12 protein-coding genes are annotated in these 12,565 nt (G+C 72.8%); 10 read left to right on the top strand and 2 right to left on the bottom strand.

From position 1 onward, the window contains the following. The first annotated feature begins 20 nt into the window (after window positions 1-20). From O7602_RS29765 to O7602_RS29745, 5 genes are all read left to right on the top strand, one after another. Window positions 21-881 (top strand): DNA-formamidopyrimidine glycosylase family protein, encoded by an 861-nt coding sequence (locus O7602_RS29765; protein ID WP_281585896.1) that lies wholly within the window; start codon window positions 21-23, stop codon window positions 879-881. Between the two features lie 281 nt (window positions 882-1,162). Further along, window positions 1,163-2,668, top strand: a complete 1,506-nt coding sequence (locus O7602_RS29760) for a sugar transferase (RefSeq protein WP_281585895.1) — start codon at window positions 1,163-1,165, stop codon at window positions 2,666-2,668. 9 nt (window positions 2,669-2,677) lie between these two features. Continuing rightward, on the top strand, window positions 2,678-3,901 hold the full coding sequence (locus O7602_RS29755) for a histidine kinase (protein ID WP_281585894.1): 1,224 nt from the start codon (window positions 2,678-2,680) through the stop codon (window positions 3,899-3,901). Window positions 3,902-3,903: 2 nt separating this feature from the next. After that, window positions 3,904-4,659: a LytTR family DNA-binding domain-containing protein gene (locus O7602_RS29750; protein ID WP_281590616.1), complete on the top strand. Its 756-nt coding sequence runs from the start codon at window positions 3,904-3,906 to the stop codon at window positions 4,657-4,659. A 50-nt stretch (window positions 4,660-4,709) separates the two neighbouring features. Beyond that, window positions 4,710-5,372 carry a DUF5701 family protein gene (locus O7602_RS29745; protein WP_281585893.1) on the top strand — a complete coding sequence of 221 codons (663 nt, stop codon included), beginning with the start codon at window positions 4,710-4,712 and terminating at the stop codon, window positions 5,370-5,372. Between the two features lie 44 nt (window positions 5,373-5,416). On the opposite strand, the gene O7602_RS29740 is transcribed toward O7602_RS29745, so the two are convergent. After that, the gene (locus O7602_RS29740) at window positions 5,417-6,631 is read right to left on the bottom strand and encodes a sialidase family protein (protein ID WP_281585892.1); all 1,215 of its coding nucleotides are present in this window, start codon (window positions 6,629-6,631) and stop codon (window positions 5,417-5,419) included. Next, window positions 6,618-7,157, bottom strand: a complete 540-nt coding sequence (locus O7602_RS29735; protein ID WP_281585891.1) for a sigma-70 family RNA polymerase sigma factor — start codon at window positions 7,155-7,157, stop codon at window positions 6,618-6,620. The genes O7602_RS29740 and O7602_RS29735 overlap by 14 nt, the downstream gene beginning before the upstream one ends. Before the next feature lie 196 nt (window positions 7,158-7,353). On the opposite strand from O7602_RS29735, the gene O7602_RS29730 reads away from it, so the two are divergent. From O7602_RS29730 to O7602_RS29710, 5 genes are all read left to right on the top strand, one after another. Further along, the gene (locus O7602_RS29730; RefSeq protein ID WP_281585890.1) at window positions 7,354-7,833 is read left to right on the top strand and encodes a hypothetical protein; all 480 of its coding nucleotides are present in this window, start codon (window positions 7,354-7,356) and stop codon (window positions 7,831-7,833) included. Beyond that, window positions 7,833-9,473, top strand: coding sequence for a cation acetate symporter (locus tag O7602_RS29725; protein WP_281585889.1), 1,641 nt, complete (start codon window positions 7,833-7,835; stop codon window positions 9,471-9,473). Before O7602_RS29730 ends, O7602_RS29725 begins: the two co-directional genes overlap by 1 nt. A gap of 133 nt (window positions 9,474-9,606) precedes the next feature. Beyond that, window positions 9,607-10,371, top strand: coding sequence for an ABC transporter ATP-binding protein (locus O7602_RS29720; protein ID WP_281585888.1), 765 nt, complete (start codon window positions 9,607-9,609; stop codon window positions 10,369-10,371). Next, the gene (locus O7602_RS29715; RefSeq protein WP_281585887.1) at window positions 10,356-12,050 is read left to right on the top strand and encodes an ABC transporter permease; all 1,695 of its coding nucleotides are present in this window, start codon (window positions 10,356-10,358) and stop codon (window positions 12,048-12,050) included. The genes O7602_RS29720 and O7602_RS29715 overlap by 16 nt, the downstream gene beginning before the upstream one ends. Further along, entirely contained in the window at window positions 12,050-12,538 is a 489-nt protein-coding gene (locus tag O7602_RS29710; RefSeq protein ID WP_281585886.1) for an SRPBCC family protein, read from the top strand. Before O7602_RS29715 ends, O7602_RS29710 begins: the two co-directional genes overlap by 1 nt. Window positions 12,539-12,565 lie beyond the last annotated feature (27 nt).

The raw sequence follows: 12,565 nt of genomic DNA, 5'->3' as shown, positions 1-12,565 counted from the left end.
AAGAAGGCTACCGTTGTCCCGTGCCTGAACTACCGGAGGTGGAAGCGCTCGCCGGTTACCTGCGTGAGCGGGCGGTCGGCCGGCAGGTCGAGCGGTTCGAGGTGGCCGCGATCAACGCGCTGAAGACGTACGATCCGCCGCCGAGCGCGGTCGCGGGCCGGACGGTCACCGGCGCGGGCCGGCACGGGAAGTTCCTGGATGTCCGGTTCGGTGACGACCTGCGCCTGGTGGTCCACCTGGCCCGGGCGGGGTGGCTGCATTACCGGGAGGCATTTCCCTCGGCGGTCCCGTTGCGGCCCGGCAAGGGTCCGATCGCGGTGCGGGTACGCCTCGACGACGGCTCCGGCTTCGACCTGACCGAGGCGGGCACCCAGAAGAAGCTGGCCGCCTACCTGGTCACCGACCCGGCCCAGGTGCCGGGCGTGTCGAAGTTGGGCCCGGACGCGCTGGAAGCGGACCTGCCCACGTTCTGCGAGCGGTTGCGTAGTCGCCGGGGTCAGGTCAAGGGCGTGTTGACCGACCAGGCGGTGCTTGCCGGTGTCGGCAACGCCTACTCGGACGAGATCCTGCACGCGGCACGGCTCTCCCCGTTCGCGATCACCGATCGGCTCACCGACGATCAGCTCGCCGGCCTGCACGCGGCGACCCGGACGGTGCTCGGCGACGCGGTCCGGCGGTCGATGGGGCAGCGGGCCGCGGAGTTGAAGGGTGAGAAGCGGTCGGGCTTGAAGGTGCACGCCCGGAAGGGCCTGCCCTGTCCGGTCTGCGGCGACACGGTGCGTGAGGTGTCGTTCGCCGATTCGAGCCTGCAATACTGCCCGACCTGTCAGACCGGCGGTAAGCCGCTCGCTGACCGAAGGTTGTCCCGCCTCGTACGGTGAGTAACCAACCTCGTCGGTTACTGAGCGGAATCGACCGGGGATCGCGGAAGGTCCCATCCCGCGCCTCTACCCGAGCCGTCATCCATCGGTATAGTGGCTCGGTCCCCGGCTTCACATCTGACGCGGAGCCGGCCAGTTCTCCGGCGAGCGCGTGGGAGACTGGGACGGTGAGCGACCCGGTTCCTCACGGCGAGTGAGGGCACGGGTCATGCGGGAGGACATGGGTTGAGGTGACGACAAGCCTCCAGCGCCCGGTAACCGACACAGGCCGGAGCAAGAGCGTGCGGCACGTCGACAGCTTTGAGATCCAGCCGCCGACTCCGCCGTCACACAACGGCGTACCCCGGTCGGCGTGGGCCCGCGCCCGGCGCCGGGTCTCCCGCTGGCACCGTCCCTACATCGCGGCGTTGCTGCTGCTCGACTTCGGCGCGGCGGCGCTCGCCAGCTTCCTGGCCGTGCAGATCTTCGAGCAGGCGAACTCCGGTTTCCGCAACTCGCCCGAGGCGTGGTTCTACACCGTGGCGTTCCTGCTCCTGCCGCTCGGCTGGATGCTGTTCCTGTGGGGCAACCGGGCGTACGACCGGCGCTACCTCGGTCTCGGGCCGGACGAGTTCAAGCGGGTGATCCGTTCCGGCGTGGCGGTGGCCGCCACCGTCTCGTTCCTGGCCTTCGCCACCAAGACGACCCTCTCCCGGTGGACCGTCGGGTTCGCGCTGCTCGGCGCCCTGCTGCTGATCCTGCTCGGCCGGATGATCGCCCGCTCCTGCCTGCACGCCTTGCGCCGCCGGATCGGGCAGGCCGGGCACCGGATGGTGCTCGTCGGCACGCTGCCGGAGTGCCTGGAGGTCTACACCACCGTCACCCGCAACCCCGGCGTCGGCCTGGTGCCGGTGGCGATCCACCTCACCGACGGGTACGCCGCCGCCCGCGGCCTCCAGACCCCGGTGCCGGTGTACGCCGGCCGCGACGTGCTGGCGCTCGTCCGCGAGGTCGGCGGCGACACCATCGCGGTCTGCGGCTCGGCCAGCGCCGAGCCGGGCGAGTTGCGCCGGCTGGCCTGGCAGCTGGAGGGCTCCGGCGTCGACCTGGTGGTGGCACCGCAGCTCACCGACATCGCCGGTCCCCGGGTGCACATCCGCCCGATCGAGGGCCTGCCGCTGCTGCACGTCGAGGAGCCGACGCTCTCCGGGCCGGCGCTGCTGGCCAAGAGCCTGATGGACCGGGCCGCCGCCGGGCTGGGCCTGCTGCTGCTCACCCCGCTCTTCGCCGCGGTCGCGCTCGCCATCCGGATCTCCGACCCCGGGCCGGTGTTCTTCCGGCAGCCCCGGGTCGGGCACGAGGGGCGCACCTTCCGGGTGTGGAAGTTCCGCACCATGTACGTGGACGCCGAGGAGCGGCTCGCCGGTCTGGTGGATCGGAACGAGACCGACGGCATGCTGTTCAAGATGAAGCAGGATCCCCGGGTCTTCCCGGTGGGTCGCTTCCTGCGGGCGTCGTCGCTCGACGAGCTGCCCCAGTTGATCAACGTGCTCTGGGGCGAGATGTCGCTCGTCGGGCCGCGCCCGCTGCCCGCCGACGACGGCGACTTCCTGGGCGACGTGCGGCGCCGGCTGCTGGTGCGCCCCGGCATGACCGGGCTGTGGCAGGTTTCCGGCCGCTCCGACCTGTCCTGGGACGAGGCGGTCCGGCTCGACCTCTACTACGTCGACAACTGGTCGCTCGCCTACGACCTGAGCATCCTGTGGCGGACCGTCGGGGTGGTGCTGGCGCGCAAGGGCGCGTACTAACCTTCCGGGGTGGGTGGCAACCTCTCGGCGGTCTTCGCCGTCGTCTCGCTGGTCACCGCGTTGGCCGCGGCGCTCTGGGCGGTGCTGCGGCTGCGTGCCCGGCGGGGCATCGCCACCGCGACCCAGCGGGCCACCTACGAGGTGCTGCACACCGCCGGCCTGGCCGCCGAGCCGTTGCGGGCCGGCCTGAGCGCGACGGACGCGGCGAAGGCCGTACGCCATCTGCGTGCCCTGGTGGGCGCGGCCGGGCTGGCGTTGACGGACCGGGAGGCGCTGCTTGCCATCGACGGGCGCGGCGCGCACCACGGCGACCAGTTGGTCGCGGCGGCCCGGCGGGTCGTCGACAGCGGGCGTTCCACCGTGCTGCACGAGTCGGAGCTGCACTGCGACCTGGTCGACTGCCCGGTCCGGGGCGCGGTGGTGGCGCCGTTGGGCGCGGACGGCCGGGTGGTGGGCGCGTTGGTGGCGGTGGCCGACGAGCGGCCGGCGCCGGGCCTGGTGCAGGCGACGCTGGAGACCGCGCACTGGGCGGGTGACCAGCTCGCCCTGGCCGAGCTGGACTCGTCGCGGGAGCGGCTGGCCCGGGCCGAGGTACGCGCGTTGCGCGCCCAGATCAGCCCGCACTTCATCTACAACGCGCTCACCGCGATCGGCTCATTCGTCCGGACCGACCCCGACCGGGCGCGGGAGTTGATCCTGGAGTTCGCGGAGTTCACCAGGTACTCGTTCCGCTCGCACGGGGAGTTCACCACGCTTGCCGAGGAGTTGCGGTCGATCGACCGCTATCTGACCATCGAGCGGGCCCGCTTCGGCGAACGCCTCCAGGTGCGCCTCCAGATCGCGCCCGAGGTGCTGCCGGTGACGTTGCCGTTCCTCTGCCTCCAGCCGCTCGTGGAGAACGCGGTCCGGCACGGGTTGTCCCGCAAGCCGGGCACCGGCATGGTGAGCATCGAGGCCCGGGACGCGGGCGCCGAGTGTCACATCACGGTGGAGGACGACGGGGTGGGGATGGATCCGACCACGCTTACCGCGGGTATCGCCGAGGTGTCCGGCGCCGGCAGCGACCCGGCCGAGGACCCGGGGCAGCACGTCGGCCTCTCCAACGTCGACGAGCGGCTGCGGTCGGCCTTCGGGGACCGGTTCGGCCTGGTCGTCGAGACGGGCCTGGGCTCGGGTACGAAGGTCAGCATGCGGGTGCCGAAGTTCCACCCCGGCGTCCGGGTGTCCGCATGACCGTGACCGGTTTCCTCCGGGTGCTGGCGGTGGACGACGAGCCGCCGGCCCTCGACGAGTTGGCCTACCACCTGCGCGCCGATCCCCGGGTGGCCCGGCTGCACACGGCCGGCGACGCGACCGAGGCGCTGCGGGTGCTGCGGGACGACGACGTGGACGTGGTCTTCCTCGACATCCGGATGCCCGGGTTGGACGGCATGGAGTTGGCGCGGGTGCTGCGCCGGTTCGCCCGGCCGCCGGCGATCGTGTTCGTCACCGCGTACGACGACGGCGCGGCGGACGCCTTCGACCTGGGCGCCACGGACTACGTCCGCAAGCCGGTCCGGGCCGAGCGGCTGGCTGAGTCGCTGCGCCGGGTGATCGGCTCGCGGGTGGTGCCGTCGCATCCGGCGGCGCTGGCCCGGGCGGAGGAGGATCCGACCATCCCGATCGAGTTGGCCGGCACCACCCGGATGCTGCCCCGCTCGGCGGTGCGCTGGGTGGAGGCGCAGGGCGACTACGCCCGGCTGCACACCGCGGAGGGGTCGCACCTGGTCCGGGTCTCGCTGGCGACGCTCGCGGAGCGCTGGGCGGATGCCGGGTTCGTCCGGGTGCACCGCTCGTACCTGGTGCAGTTGCGGCTGATCGCCGAGTTACGGCTGGTCAACTCCGGCTACGTGGTGGTGATCGACGAGGCCGAGCTGCCGGTGAGCCGGCGGCACACCCGGGAGTTGAAGGACAAGTTGGTCCGGGCGGCCAAGCAGGACTGGAGCCGCTGAAACCCCGACGTACAATGTACGGCAGACCGTACGACAGGGTGGAGGACCGCATGTCCGACGACCAGTTCGACGCCGCCGCCGAATTCGACCGCCAGCTCGACCGCCTGGTGCACCTCGGCTACCCCGCCCTCGCCGGGTGGACCGAGGAGGCGTTCCGCGCCCGGCTCACCCCGCTGCGCGACGCGGCGGTCACCGGGGCCGCCGGCCTGACCGGCCCCACCGATGCCCGGGTGCCGTTCCTGCTGGTGACCACGCGGGACCTGGTGCCCGTCCCGGAGCGGATCGCGCTCACCACGCTCGCCGGTAAGCGCAAGCCCGGCGTGCTCGACCGCAACTTCCCCGCCGACGACCTGCCCACCTTCCACCCGAGCAAGGAGCTGGAGGTGCCGGCCGGTCCGGCGTACCTGCTCTTCGACGTGGATCGGGGCGAGGAATACCGCAACGTCACGCCGTCCGCCGCGCTCGACGACATGACCGCGCGGGACCGGCTGCCGATCACCATCGACGAGGGCCTGGCCTTCGTCACGCTGCACCCGGAGGCGCTCGCCAGCAACAGGTGCTTCTCGCTCGTCGGCTCCCGCTGCGGCGACAAGCGGGTGCCGGCGCTCTGGATCAGCCAGGGCGCGCCGAAGCTGGGCTGGTGCTGGTTCGGCAACCCGCACACCTGGCTCGGCTCGGCCACCGCCCACCCGGTGCGGGTCGGCCTCGACTGACCTCGTCGGGGCGGGACGCCGTCGCGTCCCGCCCCGACCGGCGGTCACCCCGTGCCCGACAGCCGGGTGGTCGTCCGTCCGTCGGTGGTCAACACCGCGCCGTTCGCCTCCGCGAACAGCACCTGTCCCGGCACCCAACTGAGCACCCCACCACCCGTGGTCACGAACTCCCGGGTGAAGTGCCGGCCCTGGTCGTGGCTGACCCACAGGAACGCCCTGCCGTCGGCGTCCCAGTCCCCGATCAGCAGGCTGCCGTCCCCACCCACCACCAGGTCGCGATCACCGCTCGCTCCCGCCGGAAGATCGGTCTCGACGGGCTGCCAGGAACGCCCGCCGTCACCGGTCCGCATGATCGAGGCGGTGCTGCCGGCCGATGCCGGCCCGCCCATCGGCGAGTACGGCTCCGCCAGCAGGTACCCGACCTGCCCACTCTCGGCCGCCACGGACATCACCGCGCCACCGTTCGGGGCCGGCACCGTCACCCAGGTGGCACCGCGGTCGGAGCTGCGGGCCAGCACGGAGGGCTGACGCACGTCCGGCGGCCAGAAGCTGGCCCACAGCACGCCGTCCGGACTCGCGTACAGGCTGTTCATCGGGTAGTCGGTCGGCACCGTGGAGCGCAACCGGTAGGCGGTACCGGTGTCCGGGTCGACAGCCATCGGCTCGGGCAGCCCACCCGTGGCGTTCGCGGACGAGACCGGCAGCGCGTGGGACGGAAAGGCATCCACCGTGACGATGGCCTCGGCGCCGTCGCGCCACGTCCGCCCCTCGTCGGTGGAGAGCCACGACCGCCCGTCGACGCTCACCAGGTAGGTACGCGAGCTGAGCGGGAGATATCGAGCCGTCGACCGGACCCGGTCGTTTCCCGCCCGGCACGCCCCGTCGTCGTAGCGCGCCCGGCGGTACGGTGACCAGTTCCGCCCGAGGTCCCGGGTGGTGCTGAAGTCGATCCGGCAGCCACGCTCGGTGACCCGGACTCCGACCACCGACCGGTCCCCCACGAGGAAGAGCTGAGCCCGGTCCCGCGGCGCCGGCGCTCCGGCCGGCTCATCCGAGGGCCGGCCGCCGAGACCTCCGGCGACCGGGGTCAGTGCCGTACCGGCCAGGGCCGCCACCACCCCCAACACCAACACGCCGCGCTGCCGGCGCCGCGCCCGGACGCGGGCGCGGGCCCTGGACCGGAGTTCCCCGAGCGGCGGCTGGCGAACGGCCTGGCTGACGGTGCCGACGTCGAAGCCGGACAGGTCATGCTCCGACATTGATCCTCCCGAGGCTGGTGACTGTGACATCCGGTGCGGCGTCGCTCAGGTCGACGTCGACGAGCAGCCGGGCGAGGGCCCGCCGGCCGCGGGAGAGCCGGGACTTGACCGTGCCGCTCGACACCCCGAGCGTCGTGGCGACCTCCTCGACCGGCAGGTCAGCCAGGTAGTGCAGGGCCAAGGCATGCCGCTGCCCCGGAGGCAGCTTCCGGAGCGCGGCGAGCAGGGCGAGATGTTCGGGTGACCGGTCCGCGACCTCGGGCGGCGGGCCGAGGCGGTGGAGCAGTGTCTCCAGGAGCCGGCGGCGCCGATACCGGCTCCGGGCCACGTTCACCGCCACTCGTCGCAGCCATGCCTCCGGTTTGTCCAGGCCGGCCATCCGCCCGGGTCTCATCAGTGCACGGGTGAACGCCTCCTGGACCGCCTCCTGCGCCTCGTGCAGGTCGCCGGTCACCGCGTACAGCTGGACGACCAGCCGGCGGAAGCTGCCGGCGTACAGCTCGGCGATCAGATCATCGTCGGACACCGTCACCTCCTCTCTTCACCTGTCCCACTCGTGGGCCGGAAGAAAGGTTCCGGGCGACGCTCAGGAGATGCCTGTCCACAGCGAAACCGCGCTCATCCACTGCGTTGTCCACAGGCAGGCGATGTTATCCACAGGTTGTGCACAGGGGCGTCGCGCTGCGCTTGACATTCGCGCCGAGCAGGCGAGACTGCCGGGGATGACCGCAGCCGAGGAACCGCAGCCGGTCGGACGGCCCGTCGAGGCGGCACCCGTCCCCGGCCCCCGCGCGCCGCAGCGGACCCCAATCGCGGCGCAGCGGACCCAGACCGCGCCGCAGCGGACCCGGATCGTGCTGGCCGAGGTCTCCCGGTCGGGCAGCCGGGCCGATCGCACCCGCTCCGAACTGGCCCAGCAGACCCGGGTCGGCGAGACGCTCGTGCAGGGCCTGATGCGCGCCCAGCTCTCGCTCGCGCTACGGCTGAGCCTGCTGGTGTTGATCGGGCTGGGCGGCCTGCCCTGGCTGTTCGCCATCGCGCCGACGGTCGGGCGGGTCACCGTGCTCGGGGTCAACCTGCCGTGGCTGCTGCTCGGGGTGGCCGCCTTCCCGTTCCTGATCGTGGTCGGCTGGGCGTATGTCCGGCTGGCGGAACGCAACGAGCAGGACTTCGTCGACCTGGTCCAGCGGCCGGAGCGCTGATGACCAACGGGTACGTGATCCCGGCGATCGTGGCGGTCACCCTGGTCACCGTCGGCATCGGCTTCTACGGGTTGCGGCTGGCCCGCACCACCTCCGACTTCCTGGTCGCCTCCCGGGCGGTCAGCCCGACCTGGAACGCGGCGGCGATCGGCGGGGAATATCTGTCGGCGGCGAGCTTCCTGGGCGTGGCCGGGCTGATCCTCAAGTACGGCGTGGACGTGCTCTGGTATCCGGTCGGCTTCGCCGCCGGCTACCTGGCGTTGCTGCTGTTCGTGGCCGCCCCGCTGCGCCGCTCCGGCGCGTTCACCCTGCCGGACTTCTGCGAGGTGCGGCTCGGGTCGCGCCGGCTCCGCACGATCGCCACCCTCTTCGTGATCTTCATCGGCTGGCTCTACCTGGTGCCGCAGTTGCAGGGCGCCGGGCTGACCCTGGCCACGCTCACCGGCTCGCCGTACGCGATGGGCGCGCTGCTCGTCGCCGTGGTGGTGACCGCGAACGTGGCGCTCGGCGGCATGCGGGCGATCACCTTCGTGCAGGCGTTCCAATACTGGCTGAAGCTGACCGCACTCGCCGTACCGGCGATCTTCCTGGCGTTGCAGTGGCAGGCCGACGCCCGCCCGGCGGTGACGCCGCCCGACGGGCCGACGTTCCGGACCGCGACCACCGTGGTGGTCGAGCACCGCGCCACGCTCACCCTGCCCGACGGCCACATCCGGGAGGTACGCCCCGGCGACCGCCTCGACTTCGCCGCCGGCGACCCGGTGCCGGAGGTGTCCGGTGCGGCGATCGCCGCCACCGAGTGGCTGCTGCCGGACACCGCTGGCGACGACGACCGCAGTCTGTTCGCGACGTACTCGCTGATCCTGGCCACGTTCCTGGGCACCATGGGGTTGCCGCACGTGCTGGTGCGCTTCTACACCAACCCCGACGGGGCCGCCGCCCGGCGCACCACGCTCGTGGTGCTGGCCCTGGTCGGCGTCTTCTACCTGCTGCCCACGATCTACGGGGTGCTGGGCCGGATCTACACGCCGCAACTGCTTGTCACCGGTCAGACCGACGCCGTGGTGGTGCTGCTGCCCGGCGCGGCGCTCGGCGACGGCACCACCGGCAGGCTGCTCGCCGCGCTCGTCGCCGCCGGGGCGTTCGCGGCCTTCCTGTCCACCTCGTCCGGTCTGCTCACAAGCGTGGCCGGGGTGATCTCCACGGACGTGCTCGGCCGCGGCTCGGTACGCGGCTTCCGGCTCGCCACGGTGATCGCCGGCGCGGTGCCGGCGGTGCTCGCGCTGAACGTCTCCGGGCTTGACGTGTCGCAGGTGGTGGGGCTGGCGTTCGCGGTCGCCGCGTCCAGCTTCTGCCCGCTGCTGGTGCTCGGCATCTGGTGGCGCGGCCTGACCGACCTGGGCGCCGCCGCCGGGATGCTCGTCGGCGGCGGCGCGGCGATCGGCGCGGTGCTGCTCACCGTGCTCGGCCCGCCGCTCACCGGCTGGCCGGCGACGCTCACCACCCAGCCGGCCGCGTGGACGGTCCCGCTGGCGTTCACCGTGATGGTGGTGGTCTCGGTGGCCAGCCGCCGACGCCTCCCCCGCGACGTCGGCACCACCATGCTCCGCCTGCACACCCCCGAGTCCCTCCGCTTGTAAGGCGGGGGCCCTTCTTAACGCATTCGGTAGAGGCGGGGCCCCTTCTTAACACCTCGGCGTACCCCTCAGGTAGGACGGCAACATCGTCCTCCGGCGGGAGCGCGGGTTGGCCGAGGCGGGCTACCGTCGGACCATGACCGATCAGCACCCGGCCCTGCACCTCCGTGGCCTGGCCAAGCGCTTCGACACCAAGGTCGCGGTGGCCGGCGTCGACCTGGCCGTGCCGACCGGCTCGTTCTACGGCCTGCTCGGCCCGAACGGGGCCGGCAAGACCACGACCCTCTCCATGGCCGTCGGCCTGCTGCGGCCCGACGCCGGTGAGGCCCGGGTGCTGGGGTACGACGTCTGGGCCGACCCGGTCCGCGCGAAGAGCCTGCTCGGCGTGATGCCGGACGGCGTACGCCTCTTCGACCGGCTGAGCGGCGCGGAGCTGCTGGCGTACCACGGTCTGTTGCGCGGCATGGACCCGGCGGTGGTCGACCAGCGGGCGGCGGAGCTGCTCGACGTGCTGGCGCTCACCGACGCCGGCCGCACCCTGGTGGTCGACTACTCCGCCGGCATGAAGAAGAAGATCGGCCTGGCCTGCGCGCTGCTGCACGGTCCGCGCCTGCTGGTGCTCGACGAGCCGTTCGAGGCGGTCGACCCGGTCTCGGCGGCGCTGATCCGGGACATCCTGCACCGGTACGTGACCGGTGGCGGCACGGTGGTCTTCTCCAGTCACGTGATGGAGGTGGTCGAGCGGCTCTGCTCGCACGTGGCGATCCTGGCCGACGGCACGATCAAGCGGGTGGGCACGCTCACCGAAGTGCGCGGCGACCGGTCGCTGGAGGAGGTCTTCGTCGAGGTCGTCGGCGGCCGGACCGCGACCGGCGAGGAGCTGTCGTGGCTGTCCCGGTGACCGCACCCGAGCGGCCGGTCCGGACCGTCTCGCCCTGGCACTTCGTCCGGCTCAAGCTGCGGGTCCTCGGCAACAACTTCCGCGGCCAGGCGTGGCGGGTCGCGTTGTTCGTGGTGGGTGTGCTGTTCGCGCTCTGGTTCGCCGGGACCGGGTTCTTCCTGCTCGCCGCGCCCGGCCTGACCGGCGAGGACCGGTACGCGCTGATGGCCGCCGCGTTCGGCGGCGGCGTGCTGACGCTCGGCTGGCTGCTGCTCCCGCTCGTCTTCTTCGGCGTGGACGAGACGCTTGACCCGGCCCGGTTCGCGCTGCTGCCGCTCTCCCGCCGCACCCTGGTCACCGGCCTGCTCACCGCCGCCCTGGTCAGCGTCCCGGCGCTGGCCACGATGCTCACGGTGGCCGGGCTGGTGGTCACCGCCGGCATGCTGGGCGGCTGGCCCGCCGCGCTCGTCGGCGCGGTCGGCGTGGTCGTCGGGGCGCTCGTGTGCGTGGCCGGGGCCCGCGCGATGACGAGCGCGTTCGCCACCATGTTGCGCTCCCGCCGGGTACGCGACCTGGCCGCCGTGCTGCTCGCGGTGCTGGCCGCCATGCTCGGGCCGTTGCAGTTGTTCGTGGTCGCGGCCGTGCAGCAGGCCGACTGGGACCGGCTGACCGGAGTGGCCCGGGTGATCGGCTGGACGCCGCTCGGCGCGCCGTGGACGGCCGGCGTCGACGTGGCCGAGGGCCGGGCCGGGGCGGCCGTGGTGAAACTGCTCATCGGCGTGGCGACGATCGGCGTACTCCTGCTCTGGTGGTCACGGTCGCTGGAGTCGGCGATGGTCGGCGCGGCGAGCGCCGGGCCGGCGCGCACCCCGCGCGGCGTGGTCGGCGGCGCGGTCGCGCAGCTCTTCCCCCGCGCGGTCGGCTGGGCCCGGCGGGACCGGTTCGGCGCGCTCGTCGCCCGGGAGTGCCGCTACTGGTGGCGGGACGCCCGGCGGCGGGCCAACCTGATCACGGTCGCCGTGGTCGGCGTGTTCGTGCCGGTGATGGTCAACCTGGGCGGTGCCGGGTTCGTCGTGGAGGGCGGGGCGGCGTTCGGCGAGGCCACCGCCGACTCGTCCCCGGTGCTGGTCAGCATTTCCATGATCTTCGTCGGGGTGCTCGCGTCGGTGACGCTCGCCAACCAGTTCGGTTTCGACGGCAGCGGGTACGCGGCGAACGTGGTCGCGGGCGTGCCGGGCCGAGTGGAGCTGCGCGCCCGGATGGTGGCGTTCTCGCTCTACGTGGTGCCGATCCTCCTCGTGGTCGCGGTCGTGCTGGCGCTCGTGCTCGGCCGGCCGGAGTGGCTCGGCATGATGGCCGGCGGGCTGTTCGGCGCGTACGGCTGCGGGCTGGCGATCAACGGGTTCATCTCGGTGCTCGGCGCCTACTCGCTGCCGGAGACGAGCAACCCGTTCGCCATGAACTCCGGGTCGGGCATCGCGAAGAGCCTGCTCGCGCTACTCTCCATGGTGTCGTCGACGGTGGTCGCGGTGCCGCTGGTGGTGGCCGCGGCCCTCCTCGACGACGTCTGGCTCTGGCTAGCACTGCCGGTCGGCCTGGCATACGGGGTGGGCGCGGCGCTGCTCGGCGCGTACCTGGCCGGGGACGCGCTTGATCGACGGCAGCCGGAGCTGCTGTCCATGGTCACCCCGAGGCGCTGATGCCTGTCGTCGAAGCGGTCACCACGGTCCCGGTCCCGCCGGAGGTGGCCTTCGCCGTCTCCCAGACCGTCGCCCCGGTGCGCTACCGCTGGGACCCGTTCGTCCGCGAGCAGCACTTCCTCGACGGCGCGACCCGGCCGGGCCGGGGCGTGCAGACCTTCACCCGCTCCCGGCACGGGCTGGCGATGGTCAGCGAGTACGTCTCCTGGTCGCCGCCGACGAACGTGGGCATGAAGATGGTGCGCGGGCCGTGGTTCTTCGAGCGGTTCGGCGGCGGCTGGCGCTTCGCGCCCGGCCCCGAGCCGGGCACCACGGTCGCGACCTGGCGGTACAACTTCCGGTGCCGACCAGCTCTGCTGCGCCCGGTGGCCGAACGGATCGGCATCTGGCTGCTCGGTCGGGACATCCGCCGCCGGATCGCCGGTTACGCCGCCGGCTGCGCCGACCCCGAGGTGCTGGCCGCCGCCCGCCGCTCGCTCTCTCCCTGAGACGGCCGCCCGCCGCTCGCTCTCCGC

The organism is Micromonospora sp. WMMD1128, assembly GCF_027497235.1.
Classification (GTDB): domain Bacteria; phylum Actinomycetota; class Actinomycetes; order Mycobacteriales; family Micromonosporaceae; genus Micromonospora.
This window is presented reverse-complemented; position numbering and strand designations above follow the sequence as displayed.